This window comes from Rathayibacter sp. AY1F3 (assembly GCF_002931975.1).
Lineage (GTDB): Bacteria > Actinomycetota > Actinomycetes > Actinomycetales > Microbacteriaceae > Rathayibacter.
In genome coordinates this window covers 169,547-192,968 of record NZ_PSVF01000004.1, presented here as the reverse complement: position 1 = coordinate 192,968, position 23,422 = coordinate 169,547, and the positions used below count along the sequence as shown (strand labels likewise).

Genomic DNA, 23,422 nt, shown 5'->3' with positions numbered 1-23,422 from the left:
CTTCATCGTTCGACTTGCATGTGTTAAGCACGCCGCCAGCGTTCGTCCTGAGCCAGGATCAAACTCTCCGTAAAAAAATTACGACCCCCAACCCCGAAGCGAAGGAGAGTCAAGTTTGACCTCTAGCAAATAAGACATCTCTCCGACCCGAAAGCCGGAAGCTGACATCAATTTCCAAAGGAATCCCAACCCGATCCGAAGATCAAGGCCGGGGTATAAAATTGGCATTGAACATAGTGCACGCTGTTGAGTTCTCAAGAATCGGACACATCCCGCCTCCACACCAGAACGGTGCTTCACAACGAAAGTGATCGAAGTTTGCTGTACGAGGGCGTGAGCCACTCGATTTGTCTTGCTTGCCGAGACCGGTTAGGCTTGTCTGAACCGAAGTCCCGATCGCCTCCGTGGCAACTCGACTAACTTAGCACATCCGCAGGCCGTGTCAAGTCCGGCTTCTTCGTGGTGTTCGCTGCGCGATCGAGGACCGCACCGCTGTACCGGGCTCGGCCGTGAGGCCTTGCAACGAAGCCGGGACCGTGTCCCGTGGAGGCTTTGCATCTTACGCTCGCGATCCCGCAGTCTTCAAGAGACGAATCTCTAACAGGCCTGGGAGCGAGGGGATGGTCCCCGCTTGAGGTGGGCCAGCTGGTCTCGACGCTCTGCGCCTGACTCCCGCTTGCCGCTCCTTTGGGGTGACGAGGAGTTACATTACGTCGGGCCTCGGCCGAGCGGCAAATCGCCTGCGTCCCGGGCGTGTCGCGATTCAGGGGCCGTGCGTCGTTGAGTGTCCGACTCGGTACCCGACACCCGACACCGGACACCGGACACCGGACACCGGACACCGGACACCGGACACCGGCTACCGGACACCGAGCTGATGAGACCGCCGACGCCGTCATCGCCCGCGTCCGCTCGAGGACAGCGGGCACGCGGTCAGCGGACGAAGGCCCCGGCGAAGCTCTTCTTGCCGCGACGGAGGACGGCGATCCCGTCGATCAACGGGAGCTCGCCGAGCGTGACGGTCTCGGACGGGAGGGCGGTGTTGTTCACCGAGAGCCCGCCCTGGGCGAGAGCCCGCCGCGCCTCCCCCGTGCTGGCGACGAGTCCGGTCTCGACGAACGCCTGCAGCGCCGGCGTCTCCGGGGTCGCCTCCATCGAGGGCACCGCCTCGAGCGCGCCGCGGAGGATGACCGGGTCGATCCCCTCGAGCGAGCCCTTGCCGAAGAGCGCGGCCGAGGCGTCGATCACCGAGCGCGTCGCCTCCGCTCCGTGCACCAGCGACGTGACCTCCCAGGCGAGCGCGCGCTGCGCCTCCCGGCGGAACGGCTCGTCGGCAGCGGCCTTCTCCAGGCGCTCGATCTCCGTGCGCGGCAGGAAGGTGAAGATCCGCAGGCGGTCGGCGACGTCACGGTCGTCCGTGTTGACCCAGAACTGGTAGAACGCGTACGGGCTGGTGAGCTCGGAGTCGAGCCAGACGGCGTTGCCCTCGCTCTTGCCGAACTTGGTGCCGTCGGAGTTCATCACCAGCGGTGTGCCGATCGCGTGGACCGACACGCCCTCCGTGCGGTGGATCAGGTCGGTCCCGCTCGTCAGGTTGCCCCACTGGTCGCTGCCGCCGGTCTGCAGGACGCACCCGTACTGCCGGTAGAGCTCCAGGTAGTCGAGACCCTGCAGGATCTGGTAGCTGAACTCGGTGTAGCTGATCCCCGCGTCGGAGTTGAGGCGGGCGCTGACCGCGTCCTTCTTGAGCATCGTCCCCACGCGGAAGTGCTTCCCGATCTCCCGCAGGAAGTCGATCGCCGACAGCGGAGCGGTCCAGTCGAGGTTGTTGACCAGGCGCAGCCCGTTGTCGCCGCCCGCGGGAACGAACCGGGACACCTGCGCCTGGAGGCGCTCGACCCACGCCGTCACCGTCTCGCGCGAGTTCAGCGTCCGCTCGGCCGTCGGACGCGGATCCCCGATCAGCCCGGTCGAGCCGCCGACGAGCCCGAGCGGCCGGTGCCCGGCCAGCTGGAGCCGGCGCATGACGATCAGCTGCACCAGGTTCCCGAGGTGGAGGCTGGGCGCGGTCGGGTCGAACCCGCAGTAGTAGGTGATCGGCTCCCCCGACAGCAGCTCGCGCAGCGTTCCGGCGTCGGTCGACACGTGCACCGAGCCTCGCCAGACCAGCTCGTCCCACACGGAGTCGAAGGCGGGGTCGAGCTGCGGGCTCGTCGCGGACCCGGGGAGGTGCTGGTCGATCACCCGACCAGGCTACCGTGGCGGGAAGAAGCCGGTCTCCGGGAGTCAAGCGCACAGGCTTGATCCGGGGCGATCAAGTGCCGATACTTGATCGAGGAGGTCCGATGTTCGTCATCACCGCGGATCAGCGCGACAGCAGGCACGACCACGACCGCGTGGACCAGACGATCGCGAGCCTGATCGACGACGGTCGGGCGTCGTTCGTCCTGCCCCCGGAGCGGACGGCAGGCGACGAGTTCCAGTGCGTGCTCGACCGGGCCGATGCCGTCGTCGCGCTCGTGCTCGAGCTGCACCGGACCGGCCACTGGAGCATCGGCCTCGGGATCGGCCCCGTCGACCGGCCACTCCCCGCGACCACGAGAGCGGCGACCGGGGAGGCGTACTTCGCGGCGCGCCGGGCGGTCGAGGCGGCGAAGGGCCGGCCTACGCGCTTCTCCCTCGATCCGGACGCACCGGGAACGGCGGCGCCGGCACCGGCGGACGTCCAGGCGCTGATCGATCCGCTCCTCCTGCTGCGCGACGCGCGCTCCGAGGCCGGCTGGCAGATCGTCGACCTGCTCGAGAGCGGCCTCTCCCAGAAGGATGCGGCCGAGCGCCTCGCCGTCAGCCCGCAGGCGGTCAGCCTCCGGGTCCGCGCGGCGAGTGCTCGAGTCGACGCTCCCGCCCGTGACGCGCTCGCGCGCCTGCTGACGGTGGTCGACCGTACGCTCGACCCCACCGACGAGAGGACACCCCGATGACGGCACCCCCCGGATCCCCCGCCCTGCTCCTCGCCTCCGCGCTGCAGTCCGCCTCGTGGACGGGCGTGGTGCTCGTGCTGCTCGCCGGTCTCGCCGGTGCGGTGCTGGCCGTGCGCCTGCGCCGTCCGCAGCTCGCCTGGATCCCCCTCGCGGCGGCGGCCGCCGCCTTCCTCCTCACGGCGGTCGCCGGACCGTCCGCGCCCCCGATCCACTCCGTCCTGGTGGCGGTGCTGGCCTTCGCGCTGGCGATCGCGGGCGGCGGGCCGGTCGTGCTGCTCACCCTCCGGCTCGCGACGGCCGACTCCCGCAGCGGCAGCCACGGCGGCATCATGGTCGCCGGAACCTCCCGCCCCGCCGCCGGGAGCGCGCCCTCGGCGATCGGCCAGCCGATCGAGGTGCTGCGCGGGGGGACGACGATCGGGGTCCTCGAGCGGATCGCGACGGCCGGCGCACTGATGAGCGGTCTCCCCGAGGGGATCGCGGTCGTGGTGGCGATCAAGGGCGTCGGCCGCTTCAGCGAGCTCGCCTCCCCGGAAGCGCGCGAGCGGTTCATCATCGGCACGCTGGCGAGCCTCGCCTGGTCGGCGGCTCTCGGCGTGCTCGCCCGGCTCTACCTCGCGGGCTGAGCTCCGGGCCGCCGCCGGGGCACTGCTCTCCGGTAGGGCGAGACGGTGGGGTCGCCCGGGATGCTGAAGCGCCACGGGAAGTCGTCCCCGCCGCCCGGGCCCGAGACGCCGGTGCGCGGGCCCGCCGCCACGGAGGACGGCCTCTCCCCCGGCAGCAGCTCGAACGCCGCCTCGAGCGGGTCGCCCGATTCGGTGAGACGGACTCCGAGGGCCTTCGCCAGCCGTGCGGGTCCGCGGGCCAGATCCCGGCTGCGAACGGGTCCGCGCCGGATCATCGCGAGATCCTCCCCCGATACGACCTCGCCTGCGCGCAGCAGCACCGCCGACGCCGCGCCCGCCGGGGAGCAGACGATGTTCACGCAGGTGTGCATCCCGTACGTGAAGTACGCGTACACGGACCCGGGCGGACCGAACATGGGAGCCGTCCGGGGTGTCGGTCCGCGGTGCGCATGCGAGCCCGTATCCTCACCGGTTCCGAGGTACGCCTCGACCTCGGTCAGCCGGACGCCGACCACGCCCTCCGGCGTGCGGTGCAGGAGGACGCGGCCGAGCAGCTGCGGTGCCACCTCGAGGGCCGAGCGCGAGAGATCGGGGAGGTCGGCGCTCAGAAGAAGCTCTGGCCCGACACGAGGGTGATCACGATCACCGCGACGATGACGACTGCGGCGACGAGCACCAGAGTCCGCTGCTGCCAGGGGCGCAGCGGCGGACGGCCGTCTTCGCCCGGCGCTCCTCGAAGGGTCACGGGCGCTCCCCCCGGAGGGATCCGCGCACGACCCGGACGCGCTCGGTCAGCCGGGCGAGCTGCTCCGAGACGCGGTCGGGAGCCGTGCCGCCGACACCGTCCCGGCTCGCCACCGATCCCTCGATGCTGAGGACGGAGCGCACGTCGGGCGTGAGCAGCGGCGACACCGAGGCGAGCGCGGCGTCGTCGAGATCCTCGAGCCCCCTCCCCTGCGACTCCGCCAGCTTGACCAGCTCGCCGGTGATCTCGTGGGCGTCCCGGAAGGGCACGTGCTTCTTCACGAGCCACTCGGCCACGTCGGTCGCGAGGGAGAAGCCCTGGGGCGCGAGCTCCGCCATCCGGTCGGTGTGGAAGGTGAGGGTCGCGATCATGCCGCTGAACGCGGGCAGCAGCACCTCGAGGGTCGTCACCGAGTCGAAGACCGGCTCCTTGTCCTCCTGCAGGTCGCGGTTGTAGGCGAGCGGCAGCGCCTTGAGGGTCGCGAGCAGCCCGGTGAGGTTGCCGATCAAGCGGCCGGACTTCCCCCGGGCGAGCTCGGCGATGTCGGGGTTCTTCTTCTGCGGCATGATCGAGGACCCGGTCGAGTAGCCGTCGTCGAGCGTGACGAAGGCGAACTCCCGCGTGTTCCAGAGGATGACCTCCTCCGCGATGCGCGAGACGTCGATCCCGATCATGGCGGCGACGAAGGCGAACTCGGCGACGAGGTCGCGGCTGGCCGTCCCGTCGATCGAGTTCGGCACGCTCGACGCGAAGCCGAGATCGCGGGCGACCGCCTCGGCGTCCAGGCCGAGGGTCGAGCCGGCGAGGGCGCCCGAGCCGTAGGGCGAGACGTCCGCCCGGACGGCCCAGTCCCGCAGGCGCTCCAGATCGCGCAGCAGCGCCCAGCCGTGGGCGAGCAGATGGTGCGCGAGGAGCACGGGCTGAGCGTGCTGGAGGTGTGTGCGCCCGGGCATGATCGCCGTCGGGTGCGCCGACGCCTGCGCGGCGAGGGCGTCGATGAGCTGCACCACCAGCTCCGAGACGAGCGCCGCGTGGTCGCGGAGGTACATCCGGACGAAGGTGGCGATCTGGTCGTTGCGCGAGCGCCCCGCGCGGAGCTTGCCGCCGAGCTCGGGACCGGCTTCGAGCATCAGGCCGCGCTCGAGGGCGCCGTGCACGTCCTCGTCGGATTCGTCGGCGGCGAAGCTCCCGTCGGCGACGGCAGCCTCGAGCCGGTCGAGCGCCGCGAGCATCGCGGTGAGCTCGGCGTCGTCGAGGTAGCCCGCTCCGGCGAGCGCCCGGGCGTGGGCGCGGGAGCCGGCGAGGTCGTAGGGGGCGAGCTGCCAGTCGAAGTGGGTCGACCTCGAGAGCGCGGCGAGCTCGGGCGAGGGGCCGCCGGCGAAGCGGCCGCCCCACAGGGCTCCGGCCTCGCCCGCGCGGGCGGAGGGTCGTTCCGTCATGGTTCTCCTCGGGTTGGGCTGTCGAGTCTACTGAGCGGCGTCGGCGGTGCCGGCGCGCTCCAGGAGCCACACGAGCAGGGCCTTCTGCGCGTGCAGGCGGTTCTCCGCCTCGTCCCAGATCACGCTCTGCGGACCGTCGATCACGTCGGCGGTCACCTCGTAGCCGCGATCCGCGGGCAGGCAGTGCAGGAACAGCGCATCGGGAGCGGCGGCGGTCATCGTGGCCGCGTCGACCCGGTAGGCGCCGAAGGTCGCGACGCGCGCCGCCTTCTCGTCCTCCTTGCCCATCGACACCCACGTGTCCGTGATCACGATGTCGGAGCCGGCCGCGCCCTCGTCGGGGTCGGTCGTGGTGATCGCCGATCCGCCGGTGGTCGCGGCGATGCGCTGCGCATCGGCCAGGACCGCCGCGTCCGGCGAGTACGACTCCGGGGAGACGATGCGGACGTGCATGCCGGCCGTGGCCCCCGCCAGGAGGTACGAGTGCGCCATGTTGCTCGCTCCGTCGCCGAAGAACGTGAGCGTGAGTCCCGCGAGGTGACCGCGGTGCTCGCGGATGGTCAGCAGGTCGGCGAGGAGCTGGCACGGGTGGAACTCGTCCGAGAGCGCGTTGACGACCGGCACGCGCGTGCTGCGCGCCATCTCCTCCAGGCCCGACTGCGCGTAGGTGCGCCACACGATGGCGGCGACCTGGCGCTCCAGGACCCGCGCCGTGTCGGAGGCGGTCTCCTTGCCGCCGAGCTGGCTGCTCGCGGTCGAGATGATCAGGGGGCTGCCGCCGAGATCGGCGATGCCGACCGCGAAGGAGACACGGGTGCGCGTGGAGGACTTGTCGAAGATCACGGCGACGGTCTGCGGCCCGGCGAGGGGCTTCCGGGAGAAGCGGTCGCGCTTGAGCTCGAGGGCGAGGTCGAGGATCTCGGCCTGCTCGGCGGGAGTGATGTCGTCGTCGCGGAGGAAGTGGCGGGTCACGGTGCTGGTCGCTTTCGGTGGAGGTACGGGGTCAGAGGGTCTGCAGTGCGCGGCCGAAGCGCTCGGCGAACTCGGCGACGTCGGCGGCGGTCACCACGAGCGGAGGCGCGAGCCGGATGCTCGAGTCGTTCGCCGCGTTCACGATCAGGCCGGCGTCGAGGCAGGCGGCGGCGAGCTCGGCGGCGACCGGCCGGGTCAGGGCGATGCCCAGGAGGAGGCCCGCGCCGCGGACCCCTCCGATCAGGGGCGAGTCGAGAGCGGTCAGCGCGTCGACGATCTGCGCCCCGCGCTCCCGCGCGTTGCCGAGAAGGTCGGCGCGCTCGATCTCGGCGAGCACGGCTCCGGCCACGGCGGTCGCGAGCGGATTGCCGCCGAAGGTGCTGCCGTGGTGGCCCTTCTGCAGGAGGTCGGACGCCTCGCCGAAGGTCACCAGCGCTCCGACGGGGAAGCCTCCGCCGAGCCCCTTGGCCAGGGTGACGGCGTCGGGCAGGATCCCCGCCTCCTGGTAGGCGAACCAGCGTCCGGTCCGCCCGACCCCGGTCTGGATCTCGTCGACGATGAGCAGCGCGCCGTGCTCGCGGGTGAGCTCCCGCGCGCGCTCGAGGTAGCCGGCCGGCAGCGGGATGACCCCCGCCTCCCCCTGGATGGGCTCGACGATCAGCGCGGCGACGGACTCGTCGAGAGCCGCCTCGAGGGCCTCGATGCTCGCCTCGAGGTGCTCGACCCCTCCCGGCATCGGCTCGAACGGCGCCCGCATGGCCGCCTTGCCGGTCAGAGCGAGCGCGCCCATCGTCCGCCCGTGGAACGCGTTCTGCAGCGCCAGGACGCGGTGCCGGCCGCCGGCCGCGTTCAGCCGCGCCAGCTTGAAGGCCGCCTCGTTGGCCTCGGTGCCCGAGTTGGCGAAGTAGACGCGGCCCGTCTCCCCGGCCCCGGTGAGGCGGCGCAGGGTCTCGGCGAGCTCGATCTGCGGGGCGGTCGCGAAGTAGTTGGAGACGTGGGCGAGCGCACCGGCCTGGCGCGTCACGGCCTCGACGAACACGGGATGCGCATGGCCGAGCGAGTTGACGGCGATGCCGCCGAGGAAGTCGAGGTACTCCCGCCCGTCGACGTCCCAGACCCGGCAGCCCTCGCCGCGCTCGAGCACGGCGAGCGGCGGCGCGAAGGTCTGCATCATCGCGGCGGAGTAGCGGTCGCGCGCCGAGCCGGTGCGGGACGCGGTCGTGGGGATGGACATGGTGGCCTTTCGATCGGAGCGGTCCGGCCGCGAGGGCCGACGGTGCGCGCGTCCCGGGCGGGACGGGCGCTCGGAGCCGGGGCCGCTGAGGATCAGCGGCCCGACATTCGCTCCCGGTCGCGGGGGTCGAGCGAGGCGACGACCTCGGTGCCGATGCCCTCCGAGGTGAACACCTCGAGCAGGATCGAGTGCGGGATGCGGCCGTCGATGATGGCGGCCTTGGGCACTCCCCCGCGCACGGCGTCGAGGCAGGCGGTCATCTTGGGGATCATGCCCGATTCGAGCGAGGGCAGCAGAGCCGCGAGGTCGTCCGAGCGGATGTGCGAGACGAGCGACTCGCGGTCGGGCCAGTCGGAGTAGAGGCCGGCCACGTCGGTGAGGACGACGAGCTTCTCGGCGCCGAGCGCGACGGCCAGCGCGGCGGCGGCGGCATCGGCGTTGACGTTCAGCGACTGCGTGGGGTCGTCCGAGTCGGGGGCGATCGAGGACACGACCGGGATCCGGCCGGCCTCGAGCTGAGCGAGGACGGCGGCGGGGTCCACGGCGATCACGTCTCCGACGAGTCCGAGGTCGTGCTCCTCGCCGTCGATCACGACACCGCGGCGGCGGCCGACGAAGAGGCCCGCGTCCTCACCGGAGATACCGGCGGCGAGGGGGCCGTGCTCGTTGATCCGGCGGACGATGTCGCGGCTGATGCTGCCGGTGAGCACCATCCGCACCACCTCCATCGCCTCGGGGCTCGTGACCCGGTAGCCGCCCCGGAACTCGCTCTCGATCCCGAGCCGGTCGAGCATCCGCGAGATCTGGGGCCCACCGCCGTGGACGACCACGGGGCGGATCCCGGCGTAGCGCAGGTAGACCATGTCCTGGGCGAAGGAGCGCTGCAGCTCCTCCGACACCATCGCGTTGCCGCCGAACTTGATCACCATCGTGCGCCCGTGGAAGCTCTGCAGCCAGGGCAGCGACTCGATGAGCGTCGCAGCCTTCCCGGGTGCGGCGTCGCGCTCGGCGCGGCTCTCGGCCGAGAGGGTGGTGTCGTCGCTCATGGCCGCCTCAGCTCGAGTACGCGGAGTTCTCGTGCACGTAGTCGTGCGTGAGGTCGTTTGTCCAGATCGTGGCCGTCGCGTCGCCGGCGTGCAGGTCGATGTCGACGGCGACCTGCCGAGGGGCGAGGTCGACGAGGTCGCGGCTCTCGTGCGGCTCGCCCGCGAGGCAGACCTGCACCCCGTTCATCGCGACGTCGATGCCGTACGGGTCGAACTGCGCATCGGTCGTGCCCACGGCGGCGAGGACGCGGCCCCAGTTGGGGTCCTTGCCGAAGATCGCGGCCTTGAACAGGTTGCTGCGGGAGACGGCGCGGGCGACGACCACGGCCTCGTCCTCGGTCGCGGCGTTCAGCACGCGGATCGCGACGTCGTGGTCGGCGCCCTCCGCGTCCGCCTGCAGCTGCAGGGTGAGGTCGCGGCAGACCGCGGTCAGGGCCTCGGTGAACTCGTCGGCGTCGGCCTCGACGCCGCTGGCGCCGCTCGCGAGCAGTGCGACGGTGTCGTTCGTCGACATGCAGCCGTCCGAGTCGAGGCGGTCGAATGTGACGCGGGTCGCGGCACGCAGGGCGGTGTCGAGAGCGGCGGATTCGAGGGCCGCGTCGGTCGTGATCACGACCAGCATCGTCGCCAGACCCGGCGCGAGCATCCCGGCGCCCTTGGCCATGCCGCCGATGCTCCAGCCCCGCTCGGAGCGGACCACCGCCTGCTTCGGGACCGTGTCGGTGGTCATGATCGCGCGGGCGGCCGCCTCGCCCGCCTCGGGGCCCCCGGCGAGCTCGGCGGAGGCGCCGGTCACGCCGGTGGCGAGCTTCGCGAGGTCGAGCTGGTCGCCGATCAGCCCGGTGGAGCACACCAGCACGTCGCCGGCGGACACCTCGAGGCTCTCGCCCACGAGCTCCGCGGTGCGGTGGGTGACCTGGAAGCCCTGAGCACCCGTATAGCAGTTGGCGCCGCCGGAGTTGAGGACGATCGCCGAGACCACGCCGTCGCGCATCACCTGCTCGCTCCAGAGGACGGGGTTCGCCTTGCAGCGGTTGCTCGTGAAGACCGCGGAGGCGCTCTGCAGCGGGCCGAGGTTCTGCACGAGCGCGACGTCGCGCGCTCCGGTCGACTTCAGCCCGGCGACGACTCCCGCCGCCCGGAACCCTGCTGCTGCGGTGACGCTCACGGCGCGACTCCGTTCACGCTCAGGCCGAGGGACTCCGGGAGTCCCAGGGCGATGTTGGTGGACTGGACGGCTGCGCCCGCGGTGCCCTTGACGAGGTTGTCGATGGCCGAGACGACCACGACGCGGCGGGCCCGCTCGTCCACGGCGAGTCCGATCAGAGCGGTGTTCGCCCCCACCACGTCGGCCGTCCGGGGGAAGGAGCCCTCCGGCAGCAGCTGGACGAAGGTCTCGTCGCCGTAGGCGGTCTCCCACGCGGCGCGCACGTCCTGCGCGGAGACGCCGGGGGCGAGGCGCGCGGTCGAGGTCGCCAGGATGCCCCGGGACATCGGCACGAGGACCGGGGTGAACGAGATCGAGACGGGTCCGGCTCCGGCGAGCAGGAGGTTCTGCCGGATCTCGGGATTGTGACGGTGCGCTCCGCCGAGGCCGTAGGCGTGCGCGGAGCCGAGGAGCTCGCTGGCGAGGAGGTCGGTCCGCAGGCTCTTGCCCGCACCCGAGGGTCCGACGGCGAGGACCGCGACGAGGTCCGACGACTCGATCACTCCGGCGTGCAGGCCGGGGGCCAGGCCGAGCGTGATCGCCGTGACGTTGCAGCCGGGGACGGCGATGCGCCGCACTCCGGCGAGCGCCTCGCGCTGCTTGCGTCCGCCGCCGCCGATCAGCAGCTCCGGGAGCCCGTAGGGCCAGGCCCCGGCGAAGTCGCCCCCGTAGAAGTCGGCCCAGTCCTGCGGGTCGGTCAACCGGTGGTCGGCGCCGCAGTCGACGACGAGGACGTCCTCGGGGAGGGTCGCGGTGATCTCGCCCGACTTCCCGTGCGGGAGGGCGAGGAAGACGACGTCGTGCCCGGCGAGGTTTGCGGTCGTCGTGTCGACGAGGACGAGGTCGCGGAGCGAGCGGAGGTGCGGGTGCACGGCGACGAGGGGCTGACCCGCGTTGGCGTGCGCCGTCACCGTGCGCACCTCGAACTCGGGGTGGTCGGCGAGCAGTCGTAGCAGCTCGCCGCCCGCGTAGCCGCTCGCACCGGCCACCGCCACGGAGAAAGTCATGCCCGAGAGCCTAGCCGGTGCGGGTGCGGGGCCCCGCCCGGCCGAACCGGACGGGACCCCCTGCCTCACTCGCGGAGTCGGGCGCCGAAGCGCTCCGCCGCCACGGCCACGCCGTTCTCCTTCGCGGCCGTCGCCTCGGCCGCGGTGAGCGTGCGGTCCGGCGCGCGGAAGCGCAGCGCGAAGGTCAGCGACTTCGTCCCCTCGGAGAGCCCGGTGCCGCGGTAGTCGTCGACCAGGCGGATCGCCTCGAGCAGCTCGCCCGCCCCCTCGGCGACGGCGGCGTGCACGTCGGCGGCCGCGGTGCCGACCGGCACGACGAGCGAGAGGTCCTGGGTCGCGGCGGGCAGCGCGCCCACCGGGCGGGCCACGACGACCCTCCCGGCCCGCGCGAGCAGCGGCTCCAGGTCGAGCTCGACCACGGCGACGCGGCGCGGCAGGTCGAGCTCCTCGGCGAGCGCCGGGAGCAGCTCCCCCGCGTGGCCGATGACCGCGCCGTCGAGGACGACCTCGGCGGTGCGGCCCGGGTGCAGCGCGGCGTGGGCCCCCTGGCGCAGCACCAGCTCGGTGCCGGTCGCCGCGGAGACCTCGCGGACCACGTCGAGGGCGTCGCGCCAGTCGACGTCACGGCCGGCGACACCGGGCTGGCGCACGACGGCGGCGCCCGTGAGCAGCGCCGCGAGGTGCCGCGGCTGCGGTGGGATGCCCGCGTTCAGCTCGGCCTCGACCTCCGCGGACGGACGCGCCCCGCCCGCAGGGAGCGCCCCGGAGCCGAACGGGCCGCCGGCGGCCGGGAGGAAGACGGAGCCGAGCTCGTAGACCGCGAGATCCGTCAGGCCGCGCGAGCGGTTGCGGGCCGCGACCTGCACGAGACCCGGCAGCAGCGAGATGCGCAGCTGGCCCGCGGTCGCGTCGAGCGGGTTCGCGAGCGTGATCTGCTCCTGCGGCTCCCCGTCGACCGAGCCGAGCCGGTCGTTGATCGAGCGCGAGAGGAACGGGTACGAGAGCACCTCGGTCAGACCCGCGGCGGCGAGCGCCTGGGCGAGAGTCCGGCGCAGCCTCTGGCCCGGGGTCAGACCGCGGCCGGGAGGCGCTACGGGCAGGATCGCCGGGATGCGGTCGTACCCGGTGATGCGGGCGACCTCCTCCGCGAGCGAGGCGCGGTCGACGAGGTCGGGGCGCCAGCTCGGCGGAGTCACCAGCAGGCCCGCTCCGCCGGCCTCGACGGAGGCGCCGATCTCGACGAGCGCGCCGCGGATCTCCTCCGGGGTGTACTCCACGCCGATGAGGCCTGCGACGTAGCCGTCCGGCAGCTCGACCGGCTCCGCCGTGCGCGGGTCGGCCAGGACCGAGCCGAGCTCGTCCGCCGTGCCGCCGGCGAGCTCCACGAGCAGCTGCACCGCGCGGGCCGCGGCGACCGAGGCCACCTCGGGGTCGACGCCGCGCTCGAAGCGCCGCGACGCCTCGCTCGGCAGCTTGTGCCGGCGAGCCGTCCGGGCGATCGAGACCGGGTCGAAGTTCGCCGCCTCGAGCAGGACGTCGGACGTGGCGTCCGAGATCTCGGTGCGCGCGCCCCCCATCACTCCGGCGAGGCCGATCGCCCCGCCGTCGTCGGCGATGACGAGGTCCTCCGCGTGCAGGCGCCGGGTCTGGCCGTCGAGCGTCTCGAGGGTCTCCCCCGGTGCGGCGCGGCGCACCACGATGCCGCCCTGCAGGGTCGCCAGGTCGTAGCCGTGCAGCGGCTGGCCCAGCTCGAACATCACGTAGTTGGTGATGTCCACGACGAGCGAGATCGAGCGGACGCCGGCCAGGCGCAGTCGCGCGAGCATCCACGGCGGCGTCGGTCGTGAGACGTCGACGCCCCGGACGACGCGCGTGACGAACACGGAGGCGCCGACACGGCCGCGGATCGGCGCCTCGTCGGCCACGGACACGGGGAAGACGGGGGCCGTCTCCGTGCGCTCGTGCGGAGGGAGCGCCCGAGCGGGGTCGCGGAAGGCGGCTCCGGTGGCGTGGGCGTACTCGCGGGCGATGCCGCGGATCGAGAAGGCGTAGCCGCGGTCGGGCGTCACGTTGACCTCGACCGCGGCGTCGTCGAGACCGAGGAGCGCGACGGCGTCCGTGCCCGGCTCCGGGTCGAGCCCGAGCGAGGCGAGGCGGAGGATGCCGTCGTGGTCGTCCCCGAGGCCGAGCTCGCGGCTCGAGGCGATCATCCCGTCGGACACGTGCCCGTAGGTCTTCCGCGCGGAGATCGGGAACGGCCCGGGCAGGACCGCGCCCGGCAGTGACACGACGACCTTGTCGCCGGCCGCGAAGTTGTGGGCTCCGCAGACGATGCCGCGGACGTCCTCTCCGCCGTCGGCGGCGCGCCCGCCCTCCGGGGCCACGCGGACGTGGCACCAGTTGATGGTCTTGCCGTTCTTCTGCGGCTCCGGAGCGAGGTCGAGCACCTCACCGACGACGACGGGGCCGGTCACCTCGAAGCGGTGGACGTCCTCCTCCTCCAGGCCGACCGACACCAGGGCCGCGTGCACGGACTCCGTCGTGACGTCCTGCTCGAGGTCGACGTACTCCCCCAGCCAGCTCAGCGGGATGCGCATCAGATCACCATCCCGTACTGCTCGCTGAAGCGGACGTCGCCCTCGACCATGTCGCGCATGTCCTTCACGTCGTTGCGGAACATCAGGGTCCGCTCGATCCCCATCCCGAAGGCGAACCCGGAGTACTCCTCCGGGTCGATCCCCGCCGCGCGCAGCACGTTCGGATTGACCATGCCGCAGCCGCCCCACTCGATCCAGCGGGCACCGCCGACGAAGGTCGGGTGCCAGACGTCCAGCTCGGCGCTGGGCTCGGTGAAGGGGAAGTAGTTCGGGCGCAGGCGGATGCGCGCGTCGTCGCCGAAGAGGATCCGCGCGACGTGCTCGAGGGTGCCCCGCAGGTGCGCCATGGTCAGGCCTCGGTCGACGGCGAGACCCTCGAACTGCGTGAACACGGGCGTGTGCGTCGCGTCGAGCTCGTCGGTGCGGTACACCCGTCCGGGAGCGATCACGTAGAGCGGCAGCGGGCGCTCGAGCATCGAGCGGATCTGCACCGGCGAGGTGTGCGTGCGCAGCACCAGGTGCGAATCGACGGGGTCGACGAAGAAGGTGTCCTGCATGGCGCGGGCCGGGTGGTCCTCGTCGAAGTTCAGGGCGTCGAAGTTGAACCACTCGTTCTCGAGCTCCGGCCCCTCCGCGATCTCCCAGCCCATCCCGACGAACACGTCGGCGATCGACTCCTGGAGCAGAGAGAGGGGGTGGCGGGCGCCGCGGCGCACGAAGCTGGCGCCGGCGGTGACGTCCACGCGCTCGGCCTCGAGCGCGGCCGCGTCCTCCGCCTCGACGAGCTCGGCCTCGCGGGCGGCGTAGGCGTCGCCCACCTGCTTGCGGGCACCGCCGACGAGCTTGCCGGACGCCGCCTTGTGCTCGGGCGGGACGGAGCGCATCTGCGCGTTGAGGCGGGCGAGGGCGGACCCCTCGCCGAGGTGGGCGGCTCGGGCGGACTTCAGAGCGGTGGAGTCGCCCGCCGCGCCGATGGCGGCGAGGGCGTCGGCGACCGCCGCGGAGACGGCCTCGTCGGTGATCGGGTTGCTGTCTGACACGATCCCCCAGTGTAGGCGAGGGCCTCCGCCCCCTCCCGCCGCCCGCGCGCGGTGCTCGTCGCGCTCGTCCGCGGCCAGGCCCCCGTCTGCACCGACGGCTCTCGAAGCCCCGCCACCGGCGCTGCTCGACCAGCAGAGGCGGGTTCTCGCTACGCCGGGGTCGGAGGCTGCTCGACCGGCAGGAAGCTGGGCGCCGCCGGACGGGAAGACGCCCGGACCGATCGCGACTCCCCGATCACCACCGCCTCCGCGTCGACGACGCCGGAGCGGAGCACCACCGCTCGATGCGCTGAGCGATCGCCGGACCCTCGAGGCGAACGGAGGAATCGCGTGCGAGCGATTCCTCCTAGCCGGACGCAGGACGCTCTGCGGAACCCGACCCCGTCAGGAAGCCGACCGCGGTGAGGATCGCCCTCGGGCGATCCTCACAGTTCAATCCTGCACAGCGATCAGCTGCGTGTCCGTCTGCGCGCGGGCTGCGGGGTGGCCGCCGATGGTGCGGCCGCCGCGTCCGCCGCTCTTCGTGCGGATCTCGATCCACTTCGCCAGCCCCGAGAGGAGGAGGCAGATGCCGATGTAGATCGCTCCGATGACGATCGCCGCCGGGATGATCGGGCTGTCGAGGCTCGACTGGTTGCCCAGGTAGCGCGCGTAGTACAGCAGCTCGTTGTAGGTGATGATCGAGCCGAGCGCCGTGTCCTTGAGGGCGACGACGAGCTGGGCGATGATCACGGGCAGCATCGAGCGGATCGCCTGGGGGAACAGGATGAGCCGCATCACGCCGGACTTGCGCAGGCCGATCGCGTAGCCCGCCTCCTTCTGTCCTCGCGGGAGGGCTTCGATGCCGGCGCGGAAGATCTCGGAGAAGACGGAGCCGTTGTAGAGGGTCAGGGCGATGACGACGGCGAGGTAGGGGCTGAGCTTGAGGCCCGCGAACGGCAGGCCGTAGTACATCAGCATCATCAGGATCAGGACGGGGATCGCCCGGAACAGCTCGATGAAGAGCGTGACGGGGACGTTGATCCAGCGCCGGTCCGAGAGCCGGCCGATCGCCAGGAGGAGGCCGAGGACGAGGCTGGCGACGCCCGCCGTAGCGAAGGCCGCGAGCGTGCGGCCGAGGGCGCCGCCGATGCTCTGCCAGACCAGCGGGTAGCCGAACGCGCGCCACTTGGAGGCGTCGAACTGGCCGGACTCCGCGAAGCGCCAGACCACGAAGCCGAGGAACGCCGCGATCAGCAGGACGACGACGACGCCGATGACGCGGTTGCGCACGACGGCCCGGGGGCCGGGGTTGTCGAAGAGGACGGAGCTCATCGGGCGACCCTCCACTTCTTCTCGAGCTGACGTTGGACGAGCGAGAGCAGGGTGACCAGGACCACGAAGACCAGGGCCACCCAGAGGACGACGATGAGGCTGTTCTCGCCGCGCTCGTTGAGCACGCGGACGATGGTGCCCGCCTCCGCGACCGAGAAGCCGGCGGCGACGGTGGTGTTCTTCAGCAGCGCGATCAGGACGCTCATGAGCGGCGGGATCACGGAGCGGAAGGCCTGGGGCAGGACGACCTGCGTCATCGTGAGGCCGAAGTCGAGGCCGATCGCGCGGGCCGCCTCGGCCTGGCCGATCGGCACGGTGTTGATGCCCGACCGCAGCACCTCCGCGACGTAGGTCGCGGTGTAGAGGCTGAGGGCGCAGATCGCCAGGTTCGTGTAGTCCACCTGCGGCAGGTCGAGCTTGGGGTAGCCGAAGGCGAAGAAGAACATCACCAGCGTGAGCGGGGTGTTCCGGATGGTGTTCACGTACACCGTGCCGACCGCGCGGGCGATCGGGACGGGCGAGACGCGCATCGCGCCGACCACCGTGCCGATCAGCAGGGCGAACACGAGCGAGACGCTGAAGAGGATCAGGGTGTTGCCGAAGGCCGGGACGTAGACGTCGAGGTTGTTCAACAGGACATCCATGCGGCTGGCCCTTCTGTCGGAGCGGTGGTGGTGGTCGAGGAGAGGGGACCCCCGGGCGGCGGTCGGGCCGCCCGGGGCGCCTCCTAGTAGTCGTTCACCGCCGGCTGGGTGACGGTCGTGCCGGACTGGCCGAGCGTCTCGTCGTAGATGGCGCTCCAGGTCTCGCCGCCGTCGGTCAGCATGCCGTTGACGAAGTGGCGCAGGGCGTCGTCGTCCTTGGGCAGGCCGATGCCGTACAGCTCGGTGCTGAAGGGCTCTCCGACGACCTTGAGCTCGTCGGGCCGCTGAGCGGCGTAGCCGATCAGGATCGCGCCGTCGGTGGTGACGGCGTCGACGGTGCCGTCGGCGAGCGCGTCCACGCACTGCGAGTACGTGTCGAACTCCTCGGTCTTCACCTCGGGGTAGTTGGTGCGGATGTTCTGGATCGGGGTGGAGCCGGTGGCCGAGCACACCGTGGTGTCGGCGGTGAGGTCGTCCGGTCCGGTGATCGTGTCGTTGTCGGCCGCGACGAGCAGCTGCTGGCCGGTCTCGAAGTAGGGTCCGGCGAAGCCGACCTGCTCCTTGCGCTTGTCGGTGATCGAGTAGGTGCCGACGTAGTAGTCGATGTCGCCGTTCACGATCGACGCCTCGCGGTTGGCCGACGGGATCGCCTTGAACTCGATGGCGTCGGCCGCGAAGCCGAGCGAGGCGGCGGTCCACTTCGCGATCTCGATGTCGAAGCCGGAGCGCTCGCCGGTCGCCGCGTCGAGGTAGCCCAGCCCGGGCTGGTCCTCCTTGACGCCGATGACGACCTTGCCGTCCGCGGTCATCGCATCGAAGGTCGGGCTGCCCTCGAGGGTCACGTCGGAGGCGACCTCGTACGCGGAGGTTCCTCCCTCGGAGCCTCCACCGGCGCCGCCGCCGGCGGTTCCGGAGTCGCCGGAGCAGCCGGCGAGGGCGAGGGTCGCTGCTGCGAGTCCCGCGGTCATGAACATGAGCCTGGTGCGCATGATCGTCCTTCCTGGGGTTCGGCCCGCCGGAGCGGGCGATGTCGGGTCGGCTCCCGGATCACGGGTCCGACCTGCCTGGCGGCTGCTGATCGCGCTTCTAGTGCGTGATGAGCTTGGAGAGGAAGTCCTTGGCCCGGTCGGTGCGGGGCGCGGTGAAGAACGACTCCGGGTCGGTGTCCTCGAGGATCTCGCCGTCGGCCATGAACACGACGCGGTCGGCGGCCTTCCGGGCGAAGCCCATCTCGTGGGTGACGACGATCATCGTCATCCCGTCCTTGGCGAGCCCGACCATCACGTCCAGGACCTCGTTGATCATCTCGGGGTCGAGCGCCGAGGTCGGCTCGTCGAACAGCATCACCTTGGGCTTCATCGCCAGCGCCCGCGCGATCGCGACGCGCTGCTGCTGCCCGCCGGAGAGCTGGGCCGGCATCTTGGCGGCCTGGTGGCCGACGCCGACCCGGTCGAGCAGCGCCGTGGCCTGGGCCTCCGCGTCCTTGCGGGAGAGCCCGCGGACCTTGATCGGGCCGAGGGTGACGTTCTCGAGGATCGTCTTGTGCGCGAAGAGGTTGAAGGACTGGAAGACCATCCCGACGTCGGCGCGGAGCGCGGCGAGGCCCTTGCCCTCCTCCGGGAGCTTCTGACCGTCGATGGTGATGGTGCCGCCCGAGATCGTCTCGAGCCGGTTGACCGTGCGGCAGAGCGTCGACTTGCCGGATCCGGAGGGGCCGAGGACCACGACGACCTCGCCCCGGTGCACCGTCAGATCGATGTCCTTCAGAGCCTGGAAGTCGCCGTAGTGCTTCTGCACCCCGGAGAGGACGACGAGGGGTTCACCGGCGGGAGCGGCGGCGCGCTCGTCTTGCGGGGCTGTGACCATGCCGTCAGAGAAGCACACGGGGATGGGCCGGTCAAATCATGAGGGAATTCTTAACCGAAGGGTAACAACGCGCCCTGTTCTCCAGGTTCGCGGCACCCTCGGCCCGGTTCCTCTCAGGAACGCAGCGCGAAGGCGCTCTCGTACAGGCAGACGGAGGCCGCGGTCGCGAGGTTGAGCGACTCCGCCGCCCCGTAGATGGGCACCGCGACCACGCCGTCGACGAGGGCGAGCGACTCGTCCTCGAGGCCGCGCGCCTCGTTGCCGAAGACCCAGACGGTCGGCTGGGCGAGGTCCCCGCGTGCGCGGACGTCGAGCAGGTCCTCCCCCTTCACGTCGGCCGCGACGGAGCGCAGTCCCACGCCGCGGAGCCGGCCCAGCACGTCGGCGAGGTCGGCGCCGACCGCGACCGGGAGGTGGAAGAGCGAGCCGGTCGTGGAGCGCACGACCTTGGGGTTGTAGAGGTCGACCGAGCGGCCGGACAGCACGACCGCGTCAGCGCCGGCGGCGTCGGCGGCACGGATGATCGTGCCGAGATTGCCCGGATCGCGGACCTCCTCGAGCACCGCCACGAGGCGCGGCTCGGAGGCGACGACGTCCTTGAGCGACGTGGGGAACTGACGGCAGACCGCGACGAAGCCCTGCGGAGTGACGGTGTCGGCCATCGCGTCGAGGACGTCCTCGGTCACGTACTCGATCTCCACCTCCGCCTCGGCGGCGGCGGCGACGATCTCGGGGTGGCGCTCCAGAGCGGTCGGAGTCGCGAACGACTCGACGATCAGCTCCGGGCGGTACTGCAGCGCCTCGGAGAGTGCCTGCGGACCCTCGAGGAGGAAGAGCCCCGTCTCGAGCCGGGCCGGGCGGCGGGTGAGCTTCGCCACGGAGCGGACACGGGGAGAGCGGGGGTTGTCGAGCATGCGGCGAGCCTATCGGCGCGGTGATCGCCGCCCCCGCAGACACGGCGCGGGAGGGCCTGCGGACACGACGGAGGGGGCCGCGACCTCTCGGTCGCGACCCCCTCCGGGAAGCCGTGCTGACTACGCTGCGGCCTTGGGCGCCGAGGTGTCGGCGGGCAGCGCGCTCTTCGCGGTCGCGACGAGCGAGGCGAACGTGGCCGGCTCGGTGATCGCGAGGTCCGCGAGGATGCGGCGGTCGACCTGGACGCCGGCCAGGGCGAGGCCCTGGATGAAGCGGTTGTAGGTCAGACCGTTCGCGCGGGACGCGGCGTTGATGCGCTGGATCCAGAGACGACGGAACTCGCCCTTCTTGGCGCGGCGGTCGCGGTACGAGTAGACGAGGGAGTGGGTGACCTGCTCCTTCGCCTTGCGGTAGAGGCGCGACCGCTGGCCGCGGTAGCCCGAGGCGCGCTCGAGGATGACGCGACGCTTCTTGTGGGCGTTGACGGCCCTCTTCACTCTTGCCATTGCTGTTTCTTCCTATCGATCCGTGTCGGCTGAGTAGCGACCACGCGGCGCAGCGGGCTGCGCCGGCGGTGGGCTACAGACCGAGAAGCTTCTTGGCGACCTTGGCGTCCTGCGGGGCGAGGACCTGGTCCTGGTTGAGGCGGCGCGTGCGAACGCTGGACTTGGACTCCAGGTTGTGGCGCATGCCGGCCTGCTGCTTCATGACCTTGCCGGAGCCGGTCACCTTGAAGCGCTTCTTGGCACCCGAGTGGGTCTTCATCTTGGGCATGTTCTCTCCTTGTGAACGTCACTCCGCGCTCGGCGGGGCGAAACCGGTGCCCCGCGAGCGGGGCGTCCACCGGCCCCGAGGCCGGGGCGGCGAAGTACTAGACGGACTCGGCCTCGGCCGTGTCCTCGGGGGTGTTGGCCTCGCGGCGAGCGGCGCGGACCGCATTGGCCTCGGCCTTCGCCTCGGACTTGTTCTTCAGCGGGCCGATGACCATCACCATGTTGCGACCGTCGATGGTCGGGGTGGACTCGACCTGGCCGAACTCGGCGACGTCCTCCGCGAAGCGCTGGAGCAGACGGACGCCCATCTCGGGGCGCGACTGCTCGCGACCGCGGAAGAGGATCATCGCCTTGACCTTGTCGCCGGCCTTCAGGAAGCCCTCGGCGCGCTTGCGCTTGGTCTCGTAGTCGTGCTTGTCGATCTTCAGGCGGAAACGGACCTCCTTGAGGATCGTGTTCGCCTGGTTGCGACGGGCTTCCTTGAGCTTCTGAGCCTGCTCGTACTTGAACTTCCCGTAGTCCATGATCTTGGCCACGGGCGGCTTGGAGTTGGGGGCGACCTCGACCAGGTCCAGGTCTGCGTCCTGCGCGAGTCGCAGGGCGACCTCGATCTTGACGACGCCGACCTGTTCTCCTGCGGGACCCACGAGGCGGACCTCGGGGACGCGGATACGGTCGTTGGTACGGGGATCGCTGATTGCGTTTCTCCTCTGATCTCGGTGAGTGCAGCTGCGCTGCCGGAGTCTTCTCCAGCGCACCCGAGAGAGGTGATCGTCCCGTCCACGTCGTGCCTGCAGCACGGCGCTCGCACCCTGTGACGCGGTTCCCGAGGCGGACCTCGAGAGCCGCAGCCCTGCCTCCGGTGGTCTGACGACCCTCGGGGGCGGAGTGCTTCTGACCCGGTAACCTTGTGAAGCGGTCAAGCGCGGGTGGGAGAATCTCCACTTTCGAACCGAGGACATGCCTCGGAGCCCGGACAACCATAGCAGACCGGCGGCCCGCCCGACAGACCGGATCCGGCCGCCCCTCGATCCTCTGCTCCGGCGGCCGCGCCCCTCCACCACGGACGACGAACGAAGGACCCATGGCCCAGTACGACGACGACTACACGCGACGATTCGGCGAGGACGGCGGAGCCTCCGACGTGGAGGCCGCGCGCGACATCGCGGAGGTCCCGGCGGTGGAGATCATCACCACCGCCGCCGTGCACCTGATGAGCGCGGCCGCCGTCAAGTGCGGGCTCGCCGACGAGCCCGGAGCGCAGGTCGACCTCGACGAGGCGCGCAAGCTCATCAACGCGCTCGCGGGCCTGGTCACGGCCGGGGCACCCGACATCAGCGACATGCACGCCCGGAGCCTGCGCGACGGCCTCCGCACCCTCCAGCTCGCGTTCCGTGAGGCGTCCCCGATCGCCGACCCGATCGGCAAGGGCCCGGGCGAGAAGTGGACCGGCCCGGTCACCTGATCGGGAGTCAGCGGGCGGCGGCGAGCTGCAGCGTCATCGAGTCGACGCGCTGCGCGACGGTCTCGTCGGCCGCCCACCGCTCCCCCAGGCGCGCGACGAGGGCGCCGAGCGCGTCCTGATCGAGCCCCGGGCGCAGGCTCAGGACCACCACGAGCTCGGGGCCCGCGAGGCGCTGCTCCGGGTCTCCCGCGCGCACCTCGAGCGAGGCGACCGCCCGTTCCCCCTCCGCAGCCGCGCGCAGAGCCAGGAGCACCTCCGCATCGGCGGGGGCCGGCCGCCAGGCGCCGCCCTCCGCGATCGCCCAGAGGGCCGGGCGCCGGACCGCGAACTCCCGCTCGGACGCGGGATCGAGGACCATCACCTCGGTGCCCTCCGCGACGGCCGCCAGGGCCGCGCGGCGCCCGTCGACAGGGACGGGACGGGCGGCCGGGTCCCACCGGCGCATGCTCTCGACGCCGCTGAAGACGGGGAGCACCGTGCGGCCGTCGGGTCCGGCGACCGTGACGATCGCGAGCTCCTGCGTCTTGTCCGCCCGGAGTCCCCCGACTCCCTCGGCCTCCTCGCCGAGGCGGGCGACCAGCGGGATGAGCAGGCGGGACGTGCGGATCGCGTCGACCACGGCCTCCGGGCCGCGAGTGCCGCGGGCGAAGGACTCGAGCGCGGCGACCAGCGCCTCCGGGGCGCTTCCGTCGTCCTCCGGTGCTGCGCTCGGCTCGAAGTGCCGGCCCGCCCAGGGGGTGCCGGCCGAGTCGGTCAGATGCGCCGGGAGCGGGCGGGGCTCACTCGGATGCGACATCCAGGGCCTCCGCGAGCGTGAACGCGCCCGCGTACAGCGCCTTGCCGACGATCGCGCCCTCGAGCCCCTGGGGCACGAGGTCGCGCAGAGCGGCGATGTCGTCGAGGTTCGAGATGCCGCCCGAGGCGATCACGGGGCGGTGGGTGCGGGCCATGACCTGCTCGAGGAGCTCGAGGTTCGGGCCCTTGAGCGTGCCGTCCTTCGTGACGTCGGTGACGACGTAGCGGGTGCAGCCGGCCTCCTCCAGGCGGTCGAGGACCTGCCAGAGGTCGCCGCCCTCCTTGGTCCAGCCGCGCGCGGCGAGCGTGGTGCCCCGGACGTCGAGACCGACGGCGATCTGGTCGCCGTACTGCGCGATGACGCTCGCGGCCCACTCGGGGTTCTCGAGCGCCGCGGTGCCGAGGTTGATGCGCTTCGCGCCGGCGCTCAGCGCGGACTCGAGGCTCCGGTCGTCGCGGATCCCGCCGGAGAGCTCGACGTTGACGCCCTTCACCTGCCGGATGACCTTCTTCATGATGCCGTGGTTGTCGCCGCGGCCGAAGGCGGCGTCGAGGTCGACGAGGTGGATCCACTCCGCGCCCTGGTCGGCCCAGTCGCCCGCGGCGTCGATCGGGTCGCCGTAGTTGGTCTCGGTCCCGGCCTCGCCCTGCGTGAGCCGCACGGCCCTGCCGCCCGCCACGTCGATCGCGGGCAGGAGGACCAGGCCCGGGGCCTTGGTGAACTCGCTCATCGTCATCCTCAGTCTCGGAGCCGGT

General features: G+C 71.8%; 24 protein-coding genes and 1 rRNA gene. 3 read left to right on the top strand and 22 right to left on the bottom strand.

The window, feature by feature from the left end; genetic code table 11:
* Together C5C39_RS04730 and tyrS are read right to left on the bottom strand one after the other, a co-directional pair.
* A 16S ribosomal RNA gene (locus C5C39_RS04730) occupies positions 1-74 on the bottom strand; the annotation flags it as partial.
* Between the two features lie 859 nt (positions 75-933).
* Positions 934-2,244: a tyrosine--tRNA ligase gene (gene tyrS, locus C5C39_RS04720; RefSeq protein ID WP_104352784.1), complete on the bottom strand. Its 1,311-nt coding sequence runs from the start codon at positions 2,242-2,244 to the stop codon at positions 934-936.
* Between the two features lie 101 nt (positions 2,245-2,345).
* Between tyrS and C5C39_RS04715 the strand changes: the two genes are divergently transcribed.
* Both C5C39_RS04715 and C5C39_RS04710 read left to right on the top strand, forming a co-directional pair.
* Positions 2,346-2,981, top strand: a complete 636-nt coding sequence (locus C5C39_RS04715; RefSeq protein WP_104352783.1) for a DNA-binding protein — start codon at positions 2,346-2,348, stop codon at positions 2,979-2,981.
* The gene (locus tag C5C39_RS04710) at positions 2,978-3,607 is read left to right on the top strand and encodes a hypothetical protein (protein ID WP_104352782.1); all 630 of its coding nucleotides are present in this window, start codon (positions 2,978-2,980) and stop codon (positions 3,605-3,607) included. The genes C5C39_RS04715 and C5C39_RS04710 overlap by 4 nt, the downstream gene beginning before the upstream one ends.
* Here C5C39_RS04710 and C5C39_RS04705 read toward each other — a convergent pair.
* The 18 genes from C5C39_RS04705 to infC all read right to left on the bottom strand — a co-directional run bounded on the left by C5C39_RS04705 (position 3,592) and on the right by infC (position 21,053).
* On the bottom strand, positions 3,592-4,215 hold the full coding sequence (locus C5C39_RS04705; protein ID WP_104352781.1) for a DNA-3-methyladenine glycosylase: 624 nt from the start codon (positions 4,213-4,215) through the stop codon (positions 3,592-3,594). The genes C5C39_RS04710 and C5C39_RS04705 overlap by 16 nt on opposite strands.
* Complete coding sequence (locus tag C5C39_RS17390; RefSeq protein ID WP_181136314.1) at positions 4,212-4,352, bottom strand: hypothetical protein; 141 nt, start codon at positions 4,350-4,352, stop codon at positions 4,212-4,214. Before C5C39_RS17390 ends, C5C39_RS04705 begins: the two co-directional genes overlap by 4 nt.
* Positions 4,349-5,791 carry an argininosuccinate lyase gene (gene argH / locus C5C39_RS04700; protein ID WP_104352780.1) on the bottom strand — a complete coding sequence of 481 codons (1,443 nt, stop codon included), beginning with the start codon at positions 5,789-5,791 and terminating at the stop codon, positions 4,349-4,351. Before argH ends, C5C39_RS17390 begins: the two co-directional genes overlap by 4 nt.
* 27 nt (positions 5,792-5,818) lie before the next feature.
* Complete coding sequence (gene argF, locus C5C39_RS04695; RefSeq protein WP_104352779.1) at positions 5,819-6,763, bottom strand: ornithine carbamoyltransferase; 945 nt, start codon at positions 6,761-6,763, stop codon at positions 5,819-5,821.
* Positions 6,764-6,794: 31 nt separating this feature from the next.
* Positions 6,795-7,997, bottom strand: a complete 1,203-nt coding sequence (locus tag C5C39_RS04690; RefSeq protein ID WP_104257206.1) for an acetylornithine transaminase — start codon at positions 7,995-7,997, stop codon at positions 6,795-6,797.
* A gap of 92 nt (positions 7,998-8,089) precedes the next feature.
* Positions 8,090-9,043: an acetylglutamate kinase gene (gene argB / locus C5C39_RS04685; protein ID WP_104224497.1), complete on the bottom strand. Its 954-nt coding sequence runs from the start codon at positions 9,041-9,043 to the stop codon at positions 8,090-8,092.
* A 7-nt stretch (positions 9,044-9,050) separates the two neighbouring features.
* Positions 9,051-10,211, bottom strand: a complete 1,161-nt coding sequence (gene argJ / locus C5C39_RS04680) for a bifunctional glutamate N-acetyltransferase/amino-acid acetyltransferase ArgJ (RefSeq protein WP_104352778.1) — start codon at positions 10,209-10,211, stop codon at positions 9,051-9,053.
* Positions 10,208-11,257, bottom strand: a complete 1,050-nt coding sequence (gene argC / locus C5C39_RS04675) for an N-acetyl-gamma-glutamyl-phosphate reductase (RefSeq protein ID WP_104346413.1) — start codon at positions 11,255-11,257, stop codon at positions 10,208-10,210. Before argC ends, argJ begins: the two co-directional genes overlap by 4 nt.
* A 65-nt stretch (positions 11,258-11,322) precedes the next feature.
* Positions 11,323-13,854 (bottom strand): phenylalanine--tRNA ligase subunit beta, encoded by a 2,532-nt coding sequence (gene pheT, locus C5C39_RS04670; RefSeq protein ID WP_104346414.1) that lies wholly within the window; start codon positions 13,852-13,854, stop codon positions 11,323-11,325.
* Positions 13,854-14,894 carry a phenylalanine--tRNA ligase subunit alpha gene (pheS, locus tag C5C39_RS04665; RefSeq protein WP_104250188.1) on the bottom strand — a complete coding sequence of 347 codons (1,041 nt, stop codon included), beginning with the start codon at positions 14,892-14,894 and terminating at the stop codon, positions 13,854-13,856. Before pheS ends, pheT begins: the two co-directional genes overlap by 1 nt.
* Positions 14,895-15,326: 432 nt before the next feature.
* The gene (locus tag C5C39_RS04660; RefSeq protein ID WP_104224492.1) at positions 15,327-16,208 is read right to left on the bottom strand and encodes an amino acid ABC transporter permease; all 882 of its coding nucleotides are present in this window, start codon (positions 16,206-16,208) and stop codon (positions 15,327-15,329) included.
* On the bottom strand, positions 16,205-16,852 hold the full coding sequence (locus C5C39_RS04655) for an amino acid ABC transporter permease (protein ID WP_104224491.1): 648 nt from the start codon (positions 16,850-16,852) through the stop codon (positions 16,205-16,207). The genes C5C39_RS04660 and C5C39_RS04655 overlap by 4 nt, the downstream gene beginning before the upstream one ends.
* Before the next feature lie 83 nt (positions 16,853-16,935).
* Positions 16,936-17,841, bottom strand: a complete 906-nt coding sequence (locus C5C39_RS04650) for a glutamate ABC transporter substrate-binding protein (protein ID WP_181073455.1) — start codon at positions 17,839-17,841, stop codon at positions 16,936-16,938.
* 97 nt (positions 17,842-17,938) lie between these two features.
* Positions 17,939-18,718: an amino acid ABC transporter ATP-binding protein gene (locus C5C39_RS04645; protein ID WP_104352777.1), complete on the bottom strand. Its 780-nt coding sequence runs from the start codon at positions 18,716-18,718 to the stop codon at positions 17,939-17,941.
* Positions 18,719-18,831: 113 nt separating this feature from the next.
* Complete coding sequence (locus C5C39_RS04640) at positions 18,832-19,632, bottom strand: RNA methyltransferase (RefSeq protein ID WP_104224488.1); 801 nt, start codon at positions 19,630-19,632, stop codon at positions 18,832-18,834.
* Positions 19,633-19,752: 120 nt separating this feature from the next.
* Positions 19,753-20,139, bottom strand: coding sequence for a 50S ribosomal protein L20 (rplT, locus tag C5C39_RS04635; RefSeq protein WP_104224487.1), 387 nt, complete (start codon positions 20,137-20,139; stop codon positions 19,753-19,755).
* A 73-nt stretch (positions 20,140-20,212) separates the two neighbouring features.
* The gene (gene rpmI / locus C5C39_RS04630; RefSeq protein ID WP_055793295.1) at positions 20,213-20,407 is read right to left on the bottom strand and encodes a 50S ribosomal protein L35; all 195 of its coding nucleotides are present in this window, start codon (positions 20,405-20,407) and stop codon (positions 20,213-20,215) included.
* 97 nt (positions 20,408-20,504) lie between these two features.
* Positions 20,505-21,053 carry a translation initiation factor IF-3 gene (gene infC / locus C5C39_RS04625; protein WP_374952931.1) on the bottom strand — a complete coding sequence of 183 codons (549 nt, stop codon included), beginning with the start codon at positions 21,051-21,053 and terminating at the stop codon, positions 20,505-20,507.
* Between the two features lie 437 nt (positions 21,054-21,490).
* On the opposite strand from infC, the gene C5C39_RS04620 reads away from it, so the two are divergent.
* Entirely contained in the window at positions 21,491-21,871 is a 381-nt protein-coding gene (locus tag C5C39_RS04620) for a DUF1844 domain-containing protein (RefSeq protein ID WP_104313470.1), read from the top strand.
* Positions 21,872-21,878: 7 nt separating this feature from the next.
* On the opposite strand, the gene C5C39_RS04615 is transcribed toward C5C39_RS04620, so the two are convergent.
* Together C5C39_RS04615 and priA are read right to left on the bottom strand one after the other, a co-directional pair.
* The gene (locus C5C39_RS04615; protein WP_104352776.1) at positions 21,879-22,667 is read right to left on the bottom strand and encodes an SseB family protein; all 789 of its coding nucleotides are present in this window, start codon (positions 22,665-22,667) and stop codon (positions 21,879-21,881) included.
* Positions 22,651-23,397, bottom strand: a complete 747-nt coding sequence (gene priA / locus C5C39_RS04610; RefSeq protein ID WP_104224506.1) for a bifunctional 1-(5-phosphoribosyl)-5-((5-phosphoribosylamino)methylideneamino)imidazole-4-carboxamide isomerase/phosphoribosylanthranilate isomerase PriA — start codon at positions 23,395-23,397, stop codon at positions 22,651-22,653. The genes C5C39_RS04615 and priA overlap by 17 nt, the downstream gene beginning before the upstream one ends.
* Between the last annotated feature and the right edge of the window lie 25 nt (positions 23,398-23,422).